The sequence below is a fragment of the Sedimenticola selenatireducens genome (genome assembly GCF_007625115.1).
Lineage (GTDB): Bacteria > Pseudomonadota > Gammaproteobacteria > Chromatiales > Chromatiaceae > Sedimenticola > Sedimenticola selenatireducens_A.
This window is the reverse complement of sequence record NZ_VMNH01000004.1, coordinates 188,806-212,593: the sequence shown is the minus strand read 5'-3', so window position 1 is coordinate 212,593 and position 23,788 is coordinate 188,806. Positions and strand designations below refer to the sequence as shown.

Annotated in this window: 17 protein-coding genes; 10 read left to right on the top strand and 7 right to left on the bottom strand. The window is 48.4% G+C overall.

Features of this window, described 5'->3' with window-relative positions:
- Positions 1-59 precede the first annotated feature (59 nt).
- A complete protein-coding gene (locus FHP88_RS03085) occupies positions 60-770 on the top strand; it encodes a GntR family transcriptional regulator (protein WP_186297574.1) in 711 nt (236 codons plus the stop codon).
- On the opposite strand, the gene FHP88_RS03080 is transcribed toward FHP88_RS03085, so the two are convergent.
- The 3 genes from FHP88_RS03080 to FHP88_RS03070 are packed head-to-tail and all read right to left on the bottom strand — an operon-like array spanning position 767 to position 6,592.
- Positions 767-3,775: an ATP-binding protein gene (locus FHP88_RS03080; protein WP_144357522.1), complete on the bottom strand. Its 3,009-nt coding sequence runs from the start codon at positions 3,773-3,775 to the stop codon at positions 767-769. The two genes, FHP88_RS03085 and FHP88_RS03080, sit on opposite strands and share 4 nt — an antisense overlap.
- Positions 3,772-5,628, bottom strand: coding sequence for an ABC transporter substrate-binding protein (locus tag FHP88_RS03075; protein ID WP_144357521.1), 1,857 nt, complete (start codon positions 5,626-5,628; stop codon positions 3,772-3,774). Before FHP88_RS03075 ends, FHP88_RS03080 begins: the two co-directional genes overlap by 4 nt.
- 1 nt (position 5,629) lies before the next feature.
- Positions 5,630-6,592 (bottom strand): diguanylate cyclase domain-containing protein, encoded by a 963-nt coding sequence (locus FHP88_RS03070; RefSeq protein ID WP_144357520.1) that lies wholly within the window; start codon positions 6,590-6,592, stop codon positions 5,630-5,632.
- 372 nt (positions 6,593-6,964) lie between these two features.
- Here FHP88_RS03070 and FHP88_RS03065 point away from each other — a divergent pair, with 372 nt between their 5' ends.
- From FHP88_RS03065 to FHP88_RS03035, 7 genes are all read left to right on the top strand, one after another.
- Entirely contained in the window at positions 6,965-8,197 is a 1,233-nt protein-coding gene (locus FHP88_RS03065) for an efflux RND transporter periplasmic adaptor subunit (protein WP_144357519.1), read from the top strand.
- A 9-nt stretch (positions 8,198-8,206) separates the two neighbouring features.
- The gene (locus tag FHP88_RS03060) at positions 8,207-11,308 is read left to right on the top strand and encodes an efflux RND transporter permease subunit (RefSeq protein ID WP_144357518.1); all 3,102 of its coding nucleotides are present in this window, start codon (positions 8,207-8,209) and stop codon (positions 11,306-11,308) included.
- A complete protein-coding gene (locus FHP88_RS03055) occupies positions 11,305-12,447 on the top strand; it encodes an exonuclease SbcCD subunit D (protein WP_144357517.1) in 1,143 nt (380 codons plus the stop codon). The genes FHP88_RS03060 and FHP88_RS03055 overlap by 4 nt, the downstream gene beginning before the upstream one ends.
- 1 nt (position 12,448) lies before the next feature.
- Positions 12,449-15,505 carry an AAA family ATPase gene (locus FHP88_RS03050; RefSeq protein WP_144357516.1) on the top strand — a complete coding sequence of 1,019 codons (3,057 nt, stop codon included), beginning with the start codon at positions 12,449-12,451 and terminating at the stop codon, positions 15,503-15,505.
- Between the two features lie 78 nt (positions 15,506-15,583).
- Complete coding sequence (locus FHP88_RS03045) at positions 15,584-15,925, top strand: hypothetical protein (RefSeq protein ID WP_144357515.1); 342 nt, start codon at positions 15,584-15,586, stop codon at positions 15,923-15,925.
- A gap of 66 nt (positions 15,926-15,991) precedes the next feature.
- Entirely contained in the window at positions 15,992-16,321 is a 330-nt protein-coding gene (locus FHP88_RS03040; protein ID WP_144357514.1) for a glucosamine--fructose-6-phosphate aminotransferase, read from the top strand.
- A gap of 68 nt (positions 16,322-16,389) precedes the next feature.
- Positions 16,390-16,677, top strand: a complete 288-nt coding sequence (locus tag FHP88_RS03035) for a DUF1330 domain-containing protein (RefSeq protein WP_144357513.1) — start codon at positions 16,390-16,392, stop codon at positions 16,675-16,677.
- Between the two features lie 17 nt (positions 16,678-16,694).
- Here the strand turns inward: FHP88_RS03035 and FHP88_RS03030 are convergent, their stop codons facing one another.
- Positions 16,695-17,162: a DUF1456 family protein gene (locus FHP88_RS03030; protein ID WP_144357512.1), complete on the bottom strand. Its 468-nt coding sequence runs from the start codon at positions 17,160-17,162 to the stop codon at positions 16,695-16,697.
- Positions 17,163-17,361: 199 nt separating this feature from the next.
- Here FHP88_RS03030 and FHP88_RS03025 point away from each other — a divergent pair, with 199 nt between their 5' ends.
- Positions 17,362-17,868: a hypothetical protein gene (locus tag FHP88_RS03025; RefSeq protein WP_144357511.1), complete on the top strand. Its 507-nt coding sequence runs from the start codon at positions 17,362-17,364 to the stop codon at positions 17,866-17,868.
- Between the two features lie 63 nt (positions 17,869-17,931).
- Here FHP88_RS03025 and gcvA read toward each other — a convergent pair whose 3' ends face one another.
- Positions 17,932-18,852, bottom strand: a complete 921-nt coding sequence (gene gcvA / locus FHP88_RS03020) for a transcriptional regulator GcvA (RefSeq protein ID WP_144357510.1) — start codon at positions 18,850-18,852, stop codon at positions 17,932-17,934.
- Between the two features lie 415 nt (positions 18,853-19,267).
- On the opposite strand from gcvA, the gene FHP88_RS03015 reads away from it, so the two are divergent.
- Positions 19,268-19,939 (top strand): cysteine hydrolase family protein, encoded by a 672-nt coding sequence (locus tag FHP88_RS03015; RefSeq protein WP_144357509.1) that lies wholly within the window; start codon positions 19,268-19,270, stop codon positions 19,937-19,939.
- 6 nt (positions 19,940-19,945) lie between these two features.
- Here FHP88_RS03015 and FHP88_RS03010 read toward each other — a convergent pair whose 3' ends face one another.
- Both FHP88_RS03010 and FHP88_RS03005 read right to left on the bottom strand, forming a co-directional pair.
- Positions 19,946-22,687, bottom strand: coding sequence for an EAL domain-containing protein (locus tag FHP88_RS03010; RefSeq protein WP_144357508.1), 2,742 nt, complete (start codon positions 22,685-22,687; stop codon positions 19,946-19,948).
- The gene (locus FHP88_RS03005; protein ID WP_144357507.1) at positions 22,684-23,670 is read right to left on the bottom strand and encodes an ABC transporter substrate-binding protein; all 987 of its coding nucleotides are present in this window, start codon (positions 23,668-23,670) and stop codon (positions 22,684-22,686) included. The genes FHP88_RS03010 and FHP88_RS03005 overlap by 4 nt, the downstream gene beginning before the upstream one ends.
- Positions 23,671-23,788: the final 118 nt, after the last annotated feature.

Below are 23,788 nucleotides of genomic sequence, written 5' to 3'. Positions count from 1 at the left end.
ATGGTCAGACAACTAATTGGTTGTATATAATGACTTTGCACACCACCTGGAGCAGTATCATGCAGTTACAACCGATCAAACCCGCTAGATTGTCAGACTCGATAGCTGAGCAGCTGAAGGCTCAGATTCTTAACGGGGTGTTAAAACCCGGTGACAAACTACCTGCTGAACGGGAACTGGTAGATCAGCTTAAAGTGTCTCGACCCTCCGTGCGGGAAGCGTTGCTCAAGCTGGAGGCGCAGGGTTTGATCTACAGTCGCCAGGGTGAAGGCACTTTTGTGCTTGATGCTCTGAGTGCAACTATTACCAATCCACTGGCGAACCTGCTGAAAGATAATCCCCAGGCACTCTCTGATGTTATGGAGTGTCGTCATGGTCTGGAAGAGCTTGCTGCCAGTTACGCGGCAGCCAGGGCTACAGAAATTGATCGGGCTATTATCCGTGAGCGCTTTCTGGCACTTCAGGCGGCCCATGAGAAACGTGATCTTCCGCTGGAGGCCAAGGCCGATGCGGCGTTTCATATGGCCATTGCGGATGCCTCGCATAATGTCGCCTTGATCCATCTTACACAGAGCCTTTTTGATCTGTTGGGTGATGTTGTTTTGAGCAACTGGGAAAAAATTTACACCATGGAGGAGAGCTATCAAGCTATACATGCCCAGCATGGTGAAATCTATGAAGCCATCTTCTCGGGTGATTCAACCGTAGCGCGCCATGCAGCCCACGAGCATCTGGCGTATATTGAGGCCTGCCTGCGAGGCGCCAACTAGCCCTCTTTTGTGGCCTCCTCATGAGAGGTCAAGAGCACTTCAACCAGTTTGACCGCTGCGGTGTAATCGAACCCTCTCAATTGTTGTATCAGAAGCGCCAGTTTTTCCGTGTGAGGTGAACTTTTCAGTTCGCACTCAATAGTATCGACCCGGCTGCTTTCGATCAGATTATGTGCAATCAAGTCATCCCTCAGTTCTTTTAGTAACTGTAGCAGTTTACCGGAGGGCAGCGCGTTTTCTTGCTCATTCTCAGTGTTCGCTGAGGTGAGGGGGCTCTGTTCAGAGAGCTGGGCAATACGGCTAATGATTCGATCAAGTTCATTTTCCATGGCCTGATAGCCATTGGGCAGGGCGTTCGTGTCGCCAGAAGCCAACCTGTTTTCCAGTGTGAGGCACTGTTGATAAAGGGCGAGCGTCCCCATATTGGCCGCTGCGCCTTTCAGTCGATGTAACGACTGTGCCATGCCTTGCCACTCCTGTTCTTCCATACAGCGGCCTATCTCAAGGAGATCGTGCTTAAAGGACTCTTCCGCCTGTAGCAGCAAGCGAAGTACGCGTGGCTCATCACCGTTAAAGCGATTAAGCAGCGACGTAAGGTCAAGGGAGGGTGGTGAGACGGGTTCAGCTGAGTTAGGACATATCGGTCGGTTAGCACCGTTTTCTGTAAACGTGATAATGCGTTTTAATACCCGAAGTAACGCTTCCCGATTAACCGGTTTGGTTAAATAGTCATCCATGCCGGCAGCCAGGCACTGCTCACGATCACCTGTCATGGCATTGGCAGTCATTGCGATGATGGGTATATCGCGCAGTGTTTCGTGCTGACGTATCTGTCGGGTGGTTTCGAAACCATCCATTATAGGCATCTGAATATCCATCATGACAAGATCAAACCCATCACCATCTTGTTCTTCAAGAATGTTTAGGGCTTCTCTGCCAGTTCGCGCCAATGTGGTGGATACATGCATTTGTTCGAGCAGTTCAATGAGTACGCGTTGGTTGAGTGGTGTATCTTCCGCAAGAAGTACACGCACACCTGCCAGTGAATCCTCTCGATGGTCCGACAATTGGTCAACTGGCAGAGCTCTTTTATCTCTATTGAATAGATCCCTCATCGCCGCGTTAAGTCGATTCAATGTCAGCGGTTTCTGCTGTGTCTCTGTTATTCGCCTGTCGGCAGTTCGTTCATCATCGAAATTGTAGAGCTGTAATACGGGGGTTGGTGTATCAGGGTGTTGTTTGCCCAGTAAATTAATCACATTCCGTATACTTGTCGGGTTAATAGATGAGTCAATAATAAGCCCATCTATTTGTGCTGTATTACTGCTTCTGGAGAGAAATGTTTCAAACTGTTCTCCCGTGATGAAGTGATAACAGTTACAGCCCAATTGCTTAAGATCACGAGGAACGGTTTTGTCAAGCAAGGGGTGGTTGGACAGAAAGGCGATATTTTTTTTGGCGATGACCGGATCATACCGTGCATTTAAAGCACTTGCCGGATTTATCGGTTCAAGGTTAGCGGTGAAGCTGAAACAACTGCCCCCTTCCTTGCGTTGTGTGACACTGATTGTCCCACCCATATACTCAACCAACCGTTGGCAAATACTCAAGCCCAATCCGCTGCCCCCGAAATGGCGGGTTGTAGAGGCGTCGGCTTGTGTGAAGGGGCGAAACAGCCGGCTGATTTGATCGGGGGCGATGCCGGGACCGGTATCTTCAACAGTAAACAAAAGTGTGGCTAAATCAATTCCACTTGTAACAGGTTTAATGCTGACCTGCACATAGCCGCTGGGTGTGAATTTTATTGCATTACTCAATAAGTTTGTTAAAACTTGCTTTAAACGTAAGCTGTCACCAATATATTCATTTTCTATTTCTACTGAAACATCAAAGCGTAGTTCGATGCGCTTTTGTGTGCAGGCTGGCAACATTAGATTGGCCAGTTCATCCAGCACTTGATTAATTTTGAAAGGGTTGGCTTCAAACTTCATCTCACCGGCTTCGATCTTGGAGAAGTCGAGGATGTCGTTGATGATCGCGAGAAGCGAATTGGCCGCAGAGTGGATGGTTTCCAGATAGACTTGTTGCTTTTGATTGAGTGGTGTTGATTGAAGTAATTGGCACATGCCCAGTACACCATTCATGGGCGTGCGGATTTCATGGGACATATTTGCCAGGAATTCACTCTTTGCCTGATTGGCTGATTCTGCCAGCTCTTTGGCATCGCGTAAGGCACTGGTTTGCTGCGTAACCCGTTCTTCGAGTGTAGTTACCAGATCACTCAATGTATTTGTCATGCTGTTAATGCCAGCTTGAACCTCACCCAATTCATCATCGACGGGTTTGTCAATTTGCGTGTCAAGATGACCTTTTTCGATCAGCTTGAGCGCTTCAAGCATGCGTGTCACTTGAAAATGAAATCTTCGATAAAAGAGTGATGAGAGTACTGTTACCCCTAAAAGAGGGGTGAGCGTTAGGAACAGTGCTAAAATAGCAAACAGGTTTCTTTGTACAAACATCTCTGATTGGGTAATGCTGAGCACCAGCAGCCAGTCCCATTCTGATTGTGTGTATACTGCAAAGAGATCCACATTGTCTGACTGAAAATTGATGCTGCCACTCTCTTTGCCAGCGATCAGTGAATGTATCAGTTCGGGACTTATTATAGCGGTGTGGTCTTTGGGTTTCTGCTGTAGCGCATTATCTTTGAGGTTATAGATTGTCAATCGACCTGTTTCACCAAATCGATATTTTTCCAGCTCCTTGATCAGACGATTCTGCTCAGCATTGACATAGGCATCCAGGCCGGAAAGCCCTGCCCGTTCGAGTTCACTGACACTCTCCTTAATGGCAATGTCGATGTTATTGATTTCGCGATGAAAGCTCTCTTCATACTGGCTGTACACAATACGGTTGATTATCCAAAAACCACCGGTTGCAAGTGGTAACATCAGCATACCGACCATGCTGAGTGAGAAAAGGGTGAACTTATGGCGTATATTCATTCAACAAATGTCGCCCTGGAATAGAGTGCTTTATCGATCACTATATCCAGTTTTTCGAGTAGCTGACGATTGATGACAAGTTCAAATGTATGGTTCTTTTCAATGGGGATCTCACTCGCAGGTGTACCGTCAAGTATTCGTAAGGCCGTTTTTGCTGACCATTCACCGTGTTCCAAAGGTGATTTAATAAAACTGATCAGAGCATGGCGCATAGACCAGGGTGCAAAAGCACCAACCGGTATCTTTATCACCTGCCTGGCATGTTTCTCAGCCGCTTTCTGATCCCAGCTGTTAATACCAATGTGGTTTACCGCCAGCACCATATCTACTTCATCTTGAAGCTTACTATAGGCAAGTTTCCACTCATCGAAGGATTCGACGAGGTAGCTTTGTGTTATTGGTATATTGAGATTGTTTTTAATAAAGTGGACATTTTTTCTGGCTGTGGCCCGGTTTACTCCAATAATACCTATCCTATCGCCCTTGGCATATCGACGTAGCTGACTCAATACTTCTTCAATGGCATCCACTTCTATCATGCCCGTTGTGTTGGTGTAGGGAAGTCCGTAGACCGAGGCATCCCAATTAAGTCCGCAAAAGACCACAGGGGTTGGGATATCTTTATAATAGGGTTTGATCAAATGTTTCATTGCATTGTCATCGCAAGCAATGATCAGATCAGGATTAAAAGCAGCTATTTTAGACCGGGCTTTTGCAACGGCCGCCTTAATGTCTACCTCAAGCGGGGACAATTTAGAGTTCAAGCGTACAACTTCAAGATTGACTCCAGAGAACATGAGTCCAGATTGAATGCCTTTTAGTAATCCGTCACTCCAGAAGTAATCTTTGTGATACGAGTCGATAAACAGAATTCGTTTTCCACTATAAGGGTGAATCAGTTCGGCACGTCGGTACAGTGCAGGATCAAAGGTGATGCCTTGGGCTTCTGCCATGCCAAGATTAAGGGTGAGTAACCCCTCTTTGTTATGGGTGACTGGAATTTCTGAGGGAGGGGTTCCCTGTAGAATGCGCAGTGCGCTGTTGGCCGCCCACTCACCCTGTTCCTCAGCGATTCTGGAATAGCCCAAAAGGCTAAAGCGCGTACGCCAGGATGCCGTTGTGCCTGTTGGAATACGCGTATGCTTGAGTGCTATTTGAATGAAGTCAGACTTATCCCAGCCGCTTAATCCCTGTGGGTTGCCGATGACCAGCATATCCACTTCATTTTGCAGGGCCAGATACTTTTCAACCCACTCGGCATAGTCTCTGGCTAAGTAACGCTTAGAAAAATTGAGGTTAAAAAGTTTTTCATAATGGTTGGAGACTTTTTCTGAACTGAGTGAATTGATTCCGAGATACCCGATGCGATCCCCTTTAGCGTACTGCCTGAGCTGCCTTATCAAAGGTTCAATCATATCCACTTCTATCATTCCGGTAATATTGTGGGCAGGAAAACCGTAAGTAGAGGCATCCCAGTTGATACCGCAAAAAACGATTGGGAGATCACTGTTTATATAGGTAGGCGCGATAAGGTATTTTGCTGCATTATCATCACAGGCGATCACTACATCGGGCTTGAATTCATCAATGACCTCTCTTGCTTTTTTTGCGGCGGCTATCTTGAATGTTTCATCACGGTTTCGTTTGGTATCCATGCGATGAATCTTTAACTCTATCGGCTGTTGTTGCAGTGCCGCTACAACCCCTCGGGTTACCCCATCACTCCAGGTGTAACCTTCGTGGTATGAGTCTATGAAAAGTATGCGGGGTAGGGGATTGGTTTCATTGGCCAAAAGCAATTTGCTGAGAATCAGGCAGAATAAGAACAGTGTTGAGCGCTGCAATTGATGCATGCTAATCACCTGAAGATACGGGCTCACCCAAAGGAGTGCTAGGCATCAGTATGCCTTTCACACAATTTCTTCCTGCGTTCTTGGCGTTGTAGAGCAGTTGATCGGCCGCTTCCACCAAGTCATTTGGGGAATGCCTTGAGCTTGGTATCACTGTGGCTGCACCCAGACTGATACTGATATAGGGGTGGCTGGTGTGAGTATAAGCGTGAGGAATAAGCAGTCTAGCCACTTGGCTGCGCATTTTTTCTGCCAAGGTCATGGCTATCGCGTGGTCGGTTTCTGGGAGCACGGCAATGAACTCTTCGCCACCATAGCGAAATATGCTATCGGCAGGCCGTTTCAATGGCAGTGTCAGGGATTGAGCCACGCGGGTGAGGCAGCTGTCACCTGCCAAGTGGCCATAATGGTCGTTGAACTCTTTAAAGTGATCAATATCCAACATGATGATCGAGAGTGGACTCTGGGAGCGACGTGATCTGCCCCATTCACGTTTGAGAATCTGCTCAAATCGGCGGCGGTTTGGTAGATTGGTTAGTGCATCGATCAGTGCAAGCTTTTCCAGTAGATCACTGTTGTGCTTAAGTTTTATGTGCGTCTTAATGCGCGCTTTTACGATCGGTGTACGGAAGGGTTTTGTAATGTAGTCAACGGCACCCAGGCTGAGTCCGCGTGTCTCATCTTCGGTATCACTCTTTGTAGTGATAAAAATTATCGGTATGTTACGCGTTTTATCATCGGCCTTGAGGCGACGGCAGACCGCATAGCCATCCATGTCCGGCATGACAATATCCAGCAGAATGAGGTCCGGTTGTTGACTTTTTGCGACCTCAATTCCGGGTTCACCTTTGTTGGCAACTTTAATGTTGTAATCGGTCTTTAGAACTTGTGCCAAGTGTTCAATATTGATGGGGCTATCATCAATGATGAGAACGGTGTGCTTCTGTTTCGATCCTTCATTCAGCATATTCGCCGGCTTCCTCATACTCAAACTGATAGCAGTTTAAATACAAGCATAGATAAAAAAGGGTTACTGCAATAGGGTAGGTTATAAATAGGAAGTAACATACTGATTAGTCGGCAGAAGTATTTCAGTAATGCGGCTAAACCCTGTGATGGGTTAAGTGGTTTCACAATGGCGAACGGAAGCACATGCCTGTGGAACCCTGGCTGGATTGAAAGGTCTACCCTTGGGAGCCCTGTTCAGCCTAAAATAGCGGATTATCGGTCCGGTTGTGTTGTTGATGCGCAAAGGATTGGTTGTGCGTAAGATGCCTTACGGATTCGGAGATCCGAATAAATACCCTGATTACAATAATATCCATTGATCGGTCCTGATATGCGCAAGTTTCTACCATTGTTGTTGTTGATAACGTTTGCGGTTGTCGCGCAGTTGATCTCACACTTTAAGCCGGTTTCGGCCAAGCGAGAACTCCCTCCTACGCCAGTGATAAGCGTGGAGACACTAACCATTCAACCGCATGAGTATACGCTGGTGATCAACTCATTTGGCCGGGTAAGACCCAGGACCGAGGGCGAGTTGGTTGCCCAGGTATCAGGTCAGATCATTGAGGTCAGTCCAAATTTTCGTGACGGTGGTTTTTTTGAAGCAGGGGAGGTTTTGCTGACAATAGATCCCCGCGACTACAACATTCAGGTAGACATCGCTGCGGCAGAGCTTGCTAACGCAAAAGTTAACCTCGAAGAACAGCAGGCACTGGCAGATCAGGCCAAGAAAGATCGGGCCATTCTTAATAGAAAAGGGCTGGCCTCTGATTATGCCCTGCGCAAACCACAATTGGCTGCGGCGCAATCACAAATCGATGCGGCCCGTGCGAAGCTTGCCCAGGCGCGTCTCGCTGTTGAGCGTACCCGCATCAAAGCGCCCTATGCTGGACGGATACTTTCGCGCAGTGTTGATCAGGGCGTTGTTGTCTCCAATAATCAGAGCTTGGCGCGAATCTATGCTACCGATAGGGTAGAGGTACGCCTGCCCCTGAAAAACAGTGAGCTTAGCTTTATCGATCTTCCTGAGCAGTTTCGCAATGAGAGTGATCAGTCCGCGACAGTAACCCCTGTTCGTATCCTCAATAATCTGGGTAATACTTCCGAAGAGTGGCCGGCCGAATTGGTACGTACGGCGGGGGCCATTGATGAACAGAGCCAGCAACTCTATGTAACGGCGCAGATTGATGATCCCTATGCGGTCAATCGTCAAGGGTTACGGCCTCTGAAGATAGGGCAGTTTGTGACGGCTGAGATTCAAGGTAAAAAACTCCCTGATGCTATTACGATACCGAATGCGGCCATCTATCAAGGGAGTTATGTTTATCTATTCAGACAAGGTCTGTTACAGCGGGCGGACATACGGGTGGCCTGGCAGAACGGCAGTGAAGCCTTGATCAGTGAAGGTCTCAAACCAGGTGATCAGCTGGTGCTTACCCCATTGGGGCAGGTAAGCAGTGGCACGCCGGTTAAGCGACTGGGCCAAGAGAAAGGGGGGCGTGGCAAAAATGTTGCGAGCCAACAGATGAATAGTGATCACGATACTCCAATTGGTAAATCTAACTAGGACCTGCCCATGATCGCCTGGTTTGCACGTAATCATGTTGCCGCCAATCTATTGATGGTGAGCTTGCTTATCCTTGGTTTAATGTCTCTTTATCATCGCATTCCACTTGAGGTGTTTCCAACTTTGGAGGCACAGCAGATCAATGTGGTGATCAATCTACGTGGCGCAACGCCGGAGGATGCTGAACAAGGCATCGCCATTCTGGTAGAGGAGGCAGTGCAGGATCTCGAAGGCATCAAGGAGATCACCAGTCGTTCTGCGGAAGGAACCGCGAGTGTCGGTCTGGAGATAGAGTCCGGCTATGATCCGCGCGAGTTACTGGCCGATATCAAGAGTCGGGTCGATGCTATCAATAATCTTCCTGTTGAAGCGGAAAAGCCGGTTGTCAGCCTGGCGACCCGGCGCCGAGAGGTTATCACGGTGGCGGTAGCGGGTCCCTATTCGGAACAGGAGATCCGTACCCAAGCGGAACAGGTGCGTGATGATCTGTTGCGTATTCCCGGTGTCACGCAAGTCGAACTGGACTCTGTGCGGGCCTATGAGGTTGCCATTGAGGTGTCAGAGAATAGTCTGCGTCAGTATGGCATTACCTTGCGTGATGTGGCGCAGGCAATTACCAGCAGTGCCTTGGATCTTTCAGCCGGAAATATCAAGGCTGAGGGTGGTGAGATCCTGATCCGCTCCAAGGGGCAGGCCTACCGCCGGGATCAGTTTGATAACATTATTGTGCTGACTCAACCCGATGGCAGTCTGCTTCGTGTTAAAGATCTTGCCACGGTGATTGATGGTTTTGAAGAGACGTCACTGCGTAGTCGCTTCAATGGAAAGATGGCTGCATTTATTGATGTCTATAGAGTGAGTGACCAAAGTGCCATTGATGTAGCCGACAAGGTCAAGGCGTATGTGGAAGAGCGTCAGCATGCTTTACCCCAAGGCGTAGAGTTGACCACATGGCGTGACCGTTCCCGAATTGTTAAGAAGCGACTCAAGACGCTTGCCAATAATGCTATTCAGGGTGGTGTGCTGGTACTTTTGTTGTTGACCCTGTTTTTACGGCCTTCCATTGCCTTCTGGGTCTTTATTGGTGTTCCCGTGAGTTTTATGGGGGCCTTTGTGGCGATGCCGTTTTTTGACGTCACGCTGAATGTGTTCAGTCTTTTTGCCTTCCTGCTGGTACTCGGTATTGTGGTAGATGACGCCATCGTTACCGGAGAAAATGTCTATACCCATCTGCGGCACGCGGAGAATGGACTGGAAGCCGCCATACGCGGCACCCGTGAAGTCGCAGTGCCTGTTACCTTTGGTATATTGACCACCATCGCAGCTTTTTTGCCACTGGCTTTTATTGAGGGGACTCGTGGACTGCTCTTTGCCCAGATCCCGGTTGTAGTGATACCGATTTTTCTGTTTTCACTGATTGAATCAAAGTTTGTTTTACCCGCGCATCTAAAACATATCAAATTGCGGTCTGAGTTGAAGTCGCAGGGGTGGTTTGAACGTTTTCAACATCGATTTGCGGACGGTTTTGAGCAAGGCATCCTACGATTTTATAAACCGTTATTACAGCAAGCGCTGAACCACCGCTGGACAACATTGATCCTGTTTTGCGGTATCCTGATGATTATGATTACCCTGGCAACGACGGGCTGGACACGGTTTACATTCTGGCCGCGGGTACAGAGTGAACTGGCACGCGCATCGTTGACTATGCCGACGGGAACACCCTTTGAGGTGACGGATCGGTATGTGCAAAAGATGACGGATGCGGCGTTTGCACTGAAGAAGAAATATCGTGATGAGGATGGCATTGATCTTGTACTGGATATTCAGTCCACGACCGGTAACAGTGGTGGACGAACCAGCGGGTCACATACGGGTCGAGTGATGTTTGAGATTGTGGCGCCAGAGGATCGTACCTCTAAATTGACCAGTACCGATTTGGTCAAAGAGTGGCGCAAAATGATCGGGGTGATTCCTGGCGCAGAAAACGTGACATTCCGGGCGGAGATAGGGCGTGTCTCTGATCCGATAGAGATACAGTTTTCCGGCATTGATTTTCCAGTGCTCTCTGAAGTGGCCGATAAAATGAAGGCCCATCTGGCACTGTATCCTGCCGTTTTTGATATCAGCGATACCCTGTCAGATGGTAAGCAGGAGTTGCAGATTGAACTCAAAAAAGAGGCGCATGCGCTGGGCTTGACGCGCACTGATATCCTCAATCAGATTCGTAATGGTTTCCACGGTTTTCAGGTGCAGCGTATTCAGCGTGGTCGTGATGATATTCGCGTCATGGTTCGTTTTCCTGAGTCTGAGCGTAAATCAGTTGCTAATCTGCAGGATCTGCGTATCACCAATGCCAGCGGTCTTAGTGTACCTTTGGGTCAAGTGGTCACGTTGAAACCAGGTAAAAGCCCGACCTCGATTATTCGTATCAATCGTTATCGTACAGTGAAAGTGTCGGCTGATATCAATAAAGCCACGGCCAATATGACCGTGTTACAGGGCGAGTTACAAACCTATATTGATACGCTTTTACTGCAATACCCGGGGGTTAATTACAGCTTTGAAGGTGAGATGAAAGAGCAACAGGAGTCTTTCAGTTCTATGGGTATTGGGCTGTTGATTATGCTGTTTGTAATCTATGGCTTGCTGGCTATTCCATTCAAATCCTATCTTCAGCCACTGGTGGTGATGTCGATTATCCCATTCGGTGCTATTGGTGCCTTAGGGGGGCACTGGATAATGGGTATGGACCTGACCATGCTCAGTATGTTGGGTATGATGGCGTTGGTCGGTGTGGTAATTAATGACAGTTTGGTGCTGGTAGACTTTATTAATAACCACAAGAAAGAATCAGGACTGTATGAGGCTATATTGAAAGCTGGCGTAGCGCGTTTTCGCCCGGTTATGCTGACGTCACTGACCACTTTTATTGGCCTTATGCCCTTACTTTTTGAGCAATCGACGCAGTCACAATTTCTGATCCCCATGGCGGTGTCACTGGGTTTCGGTATCCTGTTTGCCACCTTCATCACCTTGCTGATGGTTCCGGTCAATTACCTGCTTATGGAGAACGGTATCGCTACCTGGAAGCGGCTGATGGCTAAATGAGGATTCTGCATACCGCTGACTGGCATATTGGTCGTCAGTTTCATAACCTGTCACTGCTTGAAGATCAGCGCCATGTGTTGGCGCAGTTGATTGAGTTGATTGACTCACGTCAGGTGGATGTCATGCTGGTAGCGGGCGATATCTATGATCGTTCCGTCCCGCCAGCAGCAGCCGTTTCTCTCCTGGATGAAGTGCTTCATCGTATCTGCATTGATTTAGGGGTGCCGGTCATCATGATTGCGGGTAATCATGATGGGCCTGAACGGTTAGGGTTTGGCTCCAGGCAGTTGGCCAAGGCCGGTCTATATATTGCCGGGCAACTTGAACAGGAGCTGCGCCCCATTATTCTGGGTGCGGCCGGTGCAGAGGTGGCCTTCTATCCTATCCCCTATGCCGATCCGGTCACTGTCCGTCATCTGCTTAATGAAACGGTGACGACACATGACGCCGCCATGGGGTTGTTGACCCAGCGTATTCTGGAACATAATCGGGGTCGCTATCCCTGCGTAGTATTAGGACACTGCTTTCTGGCAGGCGGAGAGGTGTCTGAATCAGAGCGTCCCCTCTCGATAGGTGGGGCAGAATGGGTCTCCCCAGAACATTTCATGCCGTTTGAATATGCAGCATTGGGTCATCTGCACGGCAGGCAATTCAGGGGGGCGGCGCATATCCGCTATTCCGGTTCCCTTCTCAAATACTCTTTCTCAGAAGCACTTCATCATAAGTCAGTGACGCTTGTGGATGTTGATGCATCAGGCGCACACACTATTGAACAGGTTGATCTGCAACCACTGCATGACATGCGCATCCTTGATGGTGCGCTTGATGAACTGCTGCAGCAGGGAAAAACTGATCCAAATTTTGATGACTACCTGCTGGTACGTCTTACCGATAGTCACGCCATACTGGATATCATGGGTAAGTTACGCTCAGTCTATCCCAATGTGTTGCATTTGGAACGCCCAGGACTAATGGTGAACGGTGAACAGCGTGCACTGCATCGGGATCAACTGAAGCGGGGTGAGCTGGCCATGTTCCAGGATTTTTATCAGCAGATGCGAGGAGAACCGCTGACGCAGGAACAGTGCACTATTATTGCTGAGGTACTGGAGTCGGTTCATAAAGAGGGACCGGTCTGAGATGCGTCCCTGTTCCCTTACGTTGACTGCCTTTGGTCCTTTCCAGGGGAGTGAGACCATCCCGTTTGAAGCGCTTGGGGAAAACCCACTCTTTCTTATTAATGGACCCACCGGTTCAGGAAAGACCACTCTGCTGGATGCCATCTGCTTTGCCCTCTATGGTCGCACCACGGGTGATGAACGGGAAGGTAGTCAGATGCGCTGTGATCATGCACCGGATGATCTGCTCACAGAAGTTGATTTCATTTTTGAACTGTCAGGATCACGCTATCGGGTTCGTCGGGTGCCGGAACAACAGCGGCCCAAGGCACGAGGAGAAGGCACTACCACGCAAGCGGCTGAAGCACAGTTCTGGCGTCTTGATCCGGATATCGGTGAGCAATTAATTGTTGCCAATAAAGTGACAGAGGCGACTCGAGAGATTGAGCAGTTAACCGGTCTCAGTGTGGAGCAGTTTCGTCAGGTAATGGTACTCCCTCAGGGGAAATTCCGAGAACTATTGCTGGCTGAATCTAAGGCGCGGGAGGCGATATTCAGTCAACTGTTCCAGACCCGTATCTACCGACAGCTTGAAGAGCAACTGAAAGTGCGTTCTGCCGGAATACGTCGCGAGGTAGAGAATAGCCGGAAGGTACAACAGGGCATTTTGGAAGGTATCGGTCTGCAACAGAAACAGGAGTTACTGCATGGTCTCAGTGAGTTACAGCCAGCGGTCGAACAGGCCTTGCAACAGAAAAGCATCAGCGAAAAAGATTATACCCTTGCATTAAAGCAGTTTGAGCAGGCCCGCTCGATTAGTGAAGACTTTCAAGTGCTGGAGCGTTTGCGACACCAGCGAGGTGAGTTGGAAAAGCAGCGCTCCAAAATTGATGCTAAACAGCAACAACTTCAATGGTCTGAGCAGGCGGATCAGATCAGGCCTCTCATGCAGACGCGGGATCGGTATCGGCTTGAGTTTTCAGTAATCGAACGTAAACTGCTGGGAGCCAATCAGCGGTTAACGGATTCAAAACAACGGCTGGATAAATCCCTCATTGACGTAGCCAACGCGGATCAATTGACCCACTCACTTGATAACGCCAAACAGCAGTTATCAACACTGAATGGCTATCAAGAGCGTGCTGTGCGACTTGAACAGGTACGCATCAAACTGGACAGTGCCGTACGTACCGAGCTGGCCGCGAGTGCCGGGCAGCGGAAGATTGCAGATGACTATCAGCAACAATCGGATCGGCGTTTAAAGAACCAGCAGGAACGGTCACAGCTTCAACAAGCCCTTTCTAATCTGCTTGATGCGCCATTGCAACTTCAACAGATTACAAATCAGCTAGGAGAACGCCAGGCGATTGAGGCGCTGATCGTTCAGCGTAATGAAAAACAGCAGCAGTTGGACAAGGCAGAAAAAGCAGGCAAAAAACTGGCAAGCGATCTTGATAGGCTTGTTGAACAGGATAAGATCATTCAACTGAGCTGGCACAACGGACAGGCCGCACTCCTGGCGCGGGATCTAGAGATTGATCAGCCATGCCCGGTATGCGGCAGTGTTTCCCATCCGGCACCTGCTACCACGTTGGAGCCTCTTCCCTCAGAGCTTGAGTTGGAGCAATCTGCGAAGCGTGTTCAGCAAGCCCAGACGCAATTGACCTCTGCACGTGAAAACTATGCCCACATTAAAAGTGGTTTGGAAAGTTTGGTTGATCAGATAAACAGAAAACAGGAAGCTTTGGGTGATGTCTCCGAGCAGACAGTGACACAACTGCAAGAACACCAGAAAAGACTAAAGCACCAAGCAGAGCTGCTTACAAAAAACCAGAGCACTCTGCAAGCACTCGAAACAGCCGATCAGCAATTACAGCAGCAGGTGACTGAATCGCAGTCAACTCTTGATGAGGTCAATAAACAGCTGGCAGAAGCACGTGTTGAGCTGGCGGCCATTCGAAGTGAACTGCAGAGTGCCGAGCAGGAGTTACCTGAGCCCTACCGTCAAGCGGGTATGCTCGCAGAAGCCATCAAACAGGTACGCAGTGAGATCGAGCGACTATCTGGTGCCATAAAAGCTACGCAGGAAGAGCATCAACATGCCCATGGTGATTGGGAAGCGGCCAAGGCAACGTCAAGTGCGGCAGAAGAGCAGAAAATAGCGCTACTGAGTGCCAAGCAGTCCAGTGAGTCTCAGTGGATGAGTGCCTTGAGTAAAAGCGCTTTTAAAGATGAAGCGCATTTTCTGCGGGCATTGATGGATGAAGCAACAAAGGCAGCATGCAAAGTACAACTGCAGGCGTATGAAACGGCGGTCCAACAAAATGCCGGGGCATTAAAACAGCAGCAATTCCGACTAGAGGGTCAGCAGCTTCCAGACTTAGTCGTTATGCAGCAAGCGCTGGAACAGATAGCAAAAACAAAGGCTGAAACTGAGGCGCATTGGCAAACCCTGGATAAGCGCCTGGGACAACTCCAGCGTGCCGAGCAAGAATTACAGCGTATCGAACAACAGTGTGAAACGCTTGAAAAGTACTATGCGCTGATTGGAACGCTGAGTGATGTGGCCAATGGCCAAACAGGTGACAAGATCAGTCTGCAGCGTTTTGTCCTCAGTGTATTGCTGGATGATGTCTTAATTGAAGCGAGTCACCGACTGCATCTCATGACCAAGGGACGCTATCAACTGCTCCGCAAAGAGGCACGGGCGAAAGGTAATCGTGCCTCTGGGCTTGAGTTGGAGGTGGAGGATGCCTACAGTGGAAAGTGTCGGCCTGTGGCCACCCTGTCAGGGGGGGAGAGCTTCCTGGCGGCTCTGTCGCTGGCCTTGGGGTTGTCTGATGTAGTGCAAGCCTATTCGGGCGGTATACGGCTTGATACGCTGTTTATTGATGAGGGATTCGGTTCATTGGATCCTGATTCTCTTGATTTGGCAATTCGCACGCTCATTGACCTGCAGGCATCGGGGCGCATGGTCGGGGTGATTTCTCACGTAGCGGAATTGAAGGAACAGATGCCGCTGCGACTGGACATCATACCGAGTCGAGCCGGTAGCCATGTTACGCTAGTCACACCGTAATAAAGTTCAGATGTACTGGAATTGAAACCGAATTGAACTACGCTTGTAACACGTATAACTGGGAAAGGAGATGCTGTTATGGATAAACGAATGGGGTTGCTTCTGCTGGGGCTGTTTGGGCTTGCAGGTTCGCTATCAGCCGCGAGTGGCATCAGTGTCATCTCTACCAATAATTCCAATGGTGCCTGGGTGGGCTATACGGATGGTGCGGTGCGATTCTGTAATGGAGGCGGGGGAACGGCCGTACCTTTCTGGACTTCCTGCACCACAGCGTTAGATGCGCATGGTTCAGCGGTGACTGATATCAGTAACAGTCAGCAGCGTGCCTGGGTAGGCTATGCGGATGGACAACTGTATTACTGCAAGGAGAGTGGTAGTGATCAGCGGCCCGTCGCTGAGTGTATTGCAGTCAAGCCGTAAATATTGCCGCTGTGTTAAATGTCATTGTCCTTCTGTAAATAGGATTGGATTGATCAGGTTGAGGCGTTGATAATACTCAAACAGGCGTTACAGGATTGGGCCAGCGAATCATTTGAGCAATCACTCAAGCAAGAGTTGATGGCGCTTGATCCGGCGCTATTACCGTTGCAACAGGGCGTCCAGCAGGGCGGTTATGCGGATGGATCAAACAGGGAATTCTCCCTGCTTACAGCCGTTGATTGTGGAAAGCGGATCAAGGTTCAAGTCGGCGTGTTTTTCAGTGAGATCATTGCCGGCTGCAGTTGTGGTGATGATCCGGCTACTGAAAATGTCTATTGTGAGTTTGTGCTCTTGATTGATAAACAGACGGCCAGGACAATCATTGAGCTGAATTGATTAGTTGTATTTCGTCGTTGCTCGACAGATGTGTTTGTTGTATTGAATAAGGAAGAGAAGGATCAAGTATGAAAAATGCCTACCTCATTGGCCATATAACCGTGAAAAGTATCGATGAGTGGAATGAGTATCGTAACAAAGTGCCTGCTACGTTAGCGCCGTGGGGTGCTGAACTGGTATTCAGGGGTAAGCTTCGTTCTGTTCTTTCAGGCAACCATGCCCATACTGATACCGTCGTAATACGGTTTCCTGATTTAACCGCGCTCAATGGCTGGCATTCTTCACCGGCGTATCAATCATTAATCCCGCTCAGAGAGAAAGCCGCTGAGGTTGATTTACTCTCTTATGAAGAATAATGGGTCAACAAAACCTTTCATTCTTCATTCTCACGATACGTTTTCTGTAAACCCATCAGGAAGTTGCGCAATAGCTGATCTTTGCACTCACGATAGTGTTTGTGATCTGGCTTGCGGAAAAGTGCACTCAGTTCATGTTTGCTGATGCTGAATCCAGCGGATTCGAGAATGGCGAGGACATCATCAGCCTTCAGGTTCAGGGCGATTTTCAGTTTTGTGAATACGATGTTATTGGTCAGTCGCTTTTCAGGTACGGGCTTGGGCCCCTCCTTTTGGCCGCGCATATCAATAATGAGTCCATTCAGGAAGAGGGCGAGCTGTGTATCTGTTAGAGGAACAAATTCGGGTGCATCTTCCTTCAGTAGCCAGTTTCGGATCTGGGGAAGTCCAACCTTATAATCCGACAGGGCAAACAGTCCGCGCATCTGTGAGTCACCCAGATCAAAGATGTAGCGTATGCGACGTAATATATCGTTGTTTTGCATGGTTATTCCCTGAATCAACCGACCTTTCTCGAACAAAGACCTTGTATGTGATGTGTAAGCCATTTTAACGCTTTTATCCGAGCGTACCATCTATTTAAAAAACGGGACTCAACAGTTCGTTGTGAGATGCGAAATGGTTGCAAAGCAAGTATATTTCTAGGCAGGATTACACCCTGATAATCAGTATTACCTATTGACTATGCAATCCAGTGAAGATGAAAAAATAGTGCTAGAGCATGAGGCGGCGAAGCTGTTCATGCGTTGGTATGAGCATGATACCGGTAAAGAGATCCGTCATATTTGGCATAACCGGCCAATAAAGCCGGATGTCTCATGCCAGTTCGAAGGAGAGCGGCTGGATCTTGAAGTGGCCCACCTTTATGGCAGCGAGCAAGAGGCGATGCAGATATTGGGTCGCGAGTTGAGTGATATTACGGTAGAGGCGCTTCGTGATCTGGAATCAGTTGCAGACCCCCATGCGCGATTACTGAGGGCATTGAATCGTATCCTTGAAAACAAATCGCACAAGCGTTACAAAACCAAGCGGGTTTGGCTGGTCATTCGTAATGCTCATCCTGCATGGAGTGCCGATGAGATTAAGTCGCTGCAGCATCATATTGCGGTGCCTGAGAACCATCCTTTTGAGCAGATTTGGATGGTGGGTGATTTTGCCGGTAAGAGCGGTATCGTTCAGTTGTTTCCGTAGGATTGACCTGGCGTCGCGTGTTTGTGGCGAGGGTAGGAGTCATGCCGCCCCGGTCGTTGGTTTTTACAGGTGGTTTTGCGCGACCTGACTCCGACCTCCATCAGTTGTTGTCTTTGTCTGGTTTAACACCCAATCCCTGAATAAAACCACTTTGTGGTCCTTGCATCGGTTTTCCGGGTAGACCAGGTAGTAGCCATTACTTCCAATAAGGCTGATATCGAAAGGGATAACAATTCGGTTGCTGGCAAGTTCCTGTTCAACCAGATGTCGGCTGACGATACCGTATCCCAATCCGGCTTCAACGGCATCCAGCATTAGCGGCGAACTCTGGAAACCGGCACCCATCTTCAGTGCTTCATGTGCTATGCCTGCGGCCTGAAACCACTCTTGCCAATCGGTTGCTTTGGGTTTGACATGCAGGAGTGGGAATTTTAGCAGTGCTTCTGGTGACTCGGGGTGGTCATTCTTTGTGAGCAGTTTAGGGCTGCATACAGGTATCAGTAGCTCATTGAGCAGCAGGTGGCTCCTCAGGCCTTGCCAGTGGCCTTTGCCGAATCGAACGGCCAGATCCACATCCGATCGATTAAAATCCACCAGTTTCATTGATGTGGTGATTTCTATCTCGACATCAGTGTGCTTATTATAAAAATCGTACAGTCGCGGTATGAGCCAGCCTCCCGCTATAGCCGGGGCAAGATTTATTCGGATCACGGTATCCTGGCGACTCATGGCTCTCCGGGTCGCTTCGTTGATCTGATCCAATCCCATTCTTATAGCCGGTAGGTAGGCTTGTGCCTCGGGTGTGAGTGTGACTTGTCGGGTCTGGCGAATGAACAGCTTGATATCCAGATACTCTTCCAGCGTTTTGATCTGATGACTTACTGCTGAGGCTGTGACATGCAGTTCCTCTGCTGCAAGACTGAAGCTGAGGTGTCGTGCGGCGGCTTCAAAGGCCCGTATGGCATTCAGGGGTGGTGTGATCATGTGTTAATAGATGAGAAAATATAATGTGTGAGTGAAAATCTATCGTTTGTTGAGTGTGTATTGGCCAATTATAGTTCTATTTAATCATCTTGCTACGAAATGTAGAAAAACATATAGATGAATAATACTTGACTATATAGGAGCGTACCATGGATACGAAAAGATTCGATCATTATATGGAATCTGAGGTTCCCACAAGCACAGCAGTACGCCGAACCCTCAATGGTAGTATTGATTTTCGTTATTACCAGCGACGTGCGCATTGTCAGCGTTCCAGTAAGGCCTGGGATATCATTCATTATATGAGTCAGATATTGCCATTCCATCGTTATTCGGAAGCGTCGCCATCACTTGGCAATTCGGACTGCACTATGATGAGATAAGGCTGGGGCCACTATTTCCTTGAGGGGTGTGCATGGGCTGGAAAACCGATTATCGATCTTTTTACTACCAGGGCGCGCCTGAACCTGAAGAGTTGTTGTTGGATCCGAAGGAGACGGTGTTGCTGACGATAGATATCCAGAATATCTACATGCAGCAGTCTGATGATGAGAATGAGCGCGCAAGATGGGCGCCATTCCATGATCGGATGACCGGTATCGTCATCCCAACGGTAAAGAAGCTACAGGGGCATTTTCGTGCTCACGGGATGGATGTTTTGCATGCACGTATCGCATGCATGCTGGCGGATGGTCGTGATCGTTCATTGAGCCAGAAAAAGCCCGGTTGGAATTACCTGCTGTTACCTAAAGATGAGGTGAGCTCACAGATTGTTCCTGATTTGATGCCGCTACCAGGAGAAGTTGAACTTACCAAGACCACGGACAGCGCCCTTACAGGAACCAATCTGCGTTTGATACTGCAGAATATGGGAGTAAAAAATGTGGTTATGACAGGCATCTTTACGGATCAGTGTGTCTCCTCTACGGTTCGCAGTCTTGCCGATGAGAGTTTTAATGTTATCGTGATAGAGGATGGTTGTGCAGCGGGGACAGATGAGTTACACCAGAAAGAGTTGGAGATTATTAATATGATCTATTGTCATGTACTCTCTAGTGACGAGTTATCTCAAGTGATGGGTTTTTAGCAGGGGTCAACTCAGCACCAGTAATTTATCAGCGGGCTGTGGTTTTTCTATGTGAAACCCTTGCGCATAATCAATACCGATCTCTCTGAGGAGATCAATTACCTGTTCATCTTCAACCCACTCTGCAATAGTCTTGAGTTTGAGTGCGCGGGCGACATCCTGAATGGTTCTAACCATAACTCTATCGACCGGATCTTTTGCCATGTCTCTGACAAACTGGCCATCAATCTTTAAAAGTGAAACAGGCAGTTGCTTGAGATAGCCAAACGAGCTTAATCCTGAACCAAAATCATCCAACGCGAACTGACAGCCAATCGTTAGCATCTGACGAATAAATTCATCAGCAGTTGAATAGTTGGCGATGGCGGATGTCTCTGTAATCTCAAAGCAGATCAATTCCGGAGTAATGTTATAGCGTTTTAACTGGCTACTGATAAATCCAGCGAGTTTGGGATCGCCAATCGATTGGCCAGAGAGATTGATAGAGTAGAGGCGTGACCGCAATGGCACATACTCCGCATGAACCTTTTCGATAAGTGAGAAGGCGTTTTGAACTACCCAGCGGTCTATATTACGCATCAGGTCATAGCGTTCTGCTGCGGGGATAAAGATGCCAGGAGATACCTGACTGCCATCCCCTTGTGGCCAACGAAGTAGGAACTCATAAATTTCATGCGGATCAGTATTGTTTTGTAGTGACACAATGCGCTGAGTAACCAACTTGAATTCATTGTTGTGCAGCGCTTCTTGAATGCGAGGAAGCCATTGCATCTGGGAGTGTCGATGTGCAATCTCTTTATCATTTGGCTGATAGGCGTGTACGGTATCTCTGCCCATATCTTTGGCGGTGTAGCAGGCAAGGTCGGCCGCACTCATAAGATCAGAGAGCGTATCAATATCGTGTGTGATCTGCACAACACCAATGCTGGCGTGTACATCGAAAATCTTTTCATCCCATTTGAAACGATGATCCCCGATGACTTGTTTGAGGCGCTCTGCCACTTCAAGCGCCCGATCAAGTCCGCAGTGATGTATTAGCACGCCGAACTCATCTCCGCCAAGACGGGCTACTACATCCATTTCGCGCATCTGAGCCTGTAAAATACTAGCCAGTTGTTTTAACAGGTTGTCTCCAGCCAAGTGACCACAGGTGTCATTGACCAGTTTGAATTGGTCCAGGTCAATATAACAAAGGGCGTGTTGAGACTTCTGAATTCGACTGCTCTCCAGCATCTCTTTTAATCGATTTTCGAATTCATTACGATTTAGTAAGCCGGTTAAGGCATCATGACTGGCCTGGTAGGCTAAAGCGGAAGTCAGTTCACTTTCCAGACTGACATCCCTCATCACCAGCACGCTTCCTATTGTATTGCCAACGCGATTGGTCAGATGAGATACGGTACAATCGATACTGATTTCCCGACCGGAAGGGTGTGCAAGCACTAAGTGCGTAGGCGTGTTTCGACTCTGCTGTGCACCCATGTAATAGGTAAAGGGGTTTTCCACCACTTGGCCGCTCTCTTTTGTCCTAAAGGGGGCGATTTCTGAGATAAAGCGTCCTTTTATTTGACTGAATGTGCGACCTAATAGAATCTCTGCGACGGGATTGATATAGGTGATACGAAAAGCGATATCTGTGGTGATGACGCCATCACCAATGCTCTGTAGGGTAACGTCCGCTTTATCCTTTTCTTGAAACAGTTGTTCCTGGGCGGCAGAGCGCTCAGCCGCCGCCAGTCTACGATTCAACCATATGGATGAAAATGCGTAGAGTAGTACTGCCGTAACCACCATGGAAAAAAGAACGGACAAGGGACGTAGTTCATCTTTAATGGGCCAGCCTATTATATCCAGGCGAATGTTTTGGTTTCCAAGGTTAAATGTCTGTGATTGCTCTAAGGTTCCTAGCATGAGTGATCTGTTCGAGCCATTTGTATTTTCGGTATTGAAAATATTCTGTTCTTCACCGTTAGAATCAATAATCGAAAGGGAATAGCTGAGTTCGGACATGGGCTCGAGTTTGAATTCGAGTAGTGCAGGGTAATCAATCGTTAGTAGAAATACGCCACTCAACTGCTCTTGTCTTTCGGCTAGACTACGTGGTGTTACGTTTCCAAAGTAGGTTGGGCGCAGCATCATATGTGGGTTAAGGAATTCAATCGCGCTGTTTGATGAGGCTAATGCGGGGCCATTGGTTGTGACGGCCTCAAAGATCATCGTTCTAAAGCGCTGGTCACTCCACCAGTCCATGCCTATTTGACGTGCAGTCTTTGGCTCAAGGGGTTCAATAAAGGTGGTAATCAAACATTTCTTTGTGAAACAGTCAGGGAGGGTGTCAGCTTTGTGACTGCCAAATGGCTGGAGTTGGAATTGTGGCATCCCATTGTTTCTCATCTCCGCTAGGAAGCTTTCAATTTCAGGGGGAGTCAAGAGCGAGAGATAGGAGATGGATGTGATAAATGGAAAACGTTCGATCAGTTTTTCACTGATCGGTGTTAATAACGCTGAATTGAGCTCTTCAGTGGCTTGGCTTAATCCAATCAGTGTGATGAGCGCCGCATCAGCAGAGGCGAGGCGCTGGGATACGGTTTGTACAATCGTCTTGGTGCGATAGTTGAACTGTTCGTTGGCTTTTTCCCAGTTCATAAAAAAAGCGACAAAACCGACACATAAGACAATAACCAGACTGCCTATTGTAAGTAAGACGCTGGTACTGACAGAAACGGTGGTTCGTTGTTTCACTGTCATGGTTGAGTGGTAACTTTTTTTGCCTTGCGCGTCAGTTTTCTCGGTAACTTTATGGCGGATTTTTCAAGTAGGATCGGGTTGAGCCAGAGATCCCACTTGCGATTGGAGACAATCGGAATATCAATAGGTGATGTTCCGTCAAGTATCGCTATTGCGGCCTTGGCAGCCCACTCACCATGTTCTTCCGGTATTTTGGTAAAGCCCAAGAGGGTGAATGGCATCATCCAATCATGGTTTGTTACGCTGACGATCTGACCCCTGTCGGCTGTAAATTGTGCCATCTCTTTGGCATTCCAATCGCTAATGCCTGAATGGCTGCCGAGTACGATGTACCTCTGGTTTTGGGCGTCGAGATAGGCTTTTTTCCAATCCGCCATGTTACTAACCAGTCGCTTCTCAAGGGTGATACCCAGTTCAGCGGCCGCCGCTTGTATGCGCGAGAAGTTCTTCTTCTCAGTCAGCGTGTCCGCGCCAATGTAGTAAGCGCTGTAGAGTGAATGTGAACTGAGGCGTGCCGCCTGTTCCAGCATCGGTTTTAGCGGTGCAACTTCGATGATTCCGGTGACATTGCTATAGGGGAACCCGTATTCACTGATTGTCCAGTTGACGCCACAGAAGACAAAGGGAATTTTTGCGTTTTTATAGTGGGCCTGTATCAGATACTTTGCTGCATTATCATCGGATGTGATGATGACGTTGGGTTGCCACTCTTCAATCAGGTGTTTGGTTTTTTCTACTATCTGTTGGATATAAGCATCGCCCTTGTTGCGTTTTGTGTCCATATCCAACTGACGTAACTCGCAGCGTTCACCCAGGGTATTGCGAATGCCACGTTCTACTCCATCTGACCAGGCGTAGCCCTGATGATAGGATGAGATATAGAGGCAACGGTCTGCTGCAAGGGTTAGGGTTGGACCGAGTAGCGTAATCAGCAGGAGTAGGCTAAGCCCGTGACGAGCCCATGATTTCACTGTCCTTGACATCCTTTTCTCCCCGGATAGACACTTATATTTCAGATTCTAATATCTATCGGCCAATTTCTTACTCTCTTTAGCCCTGTTACTTTAAATTATTCCGGTGGGTAATCATTTGAAAACTAAC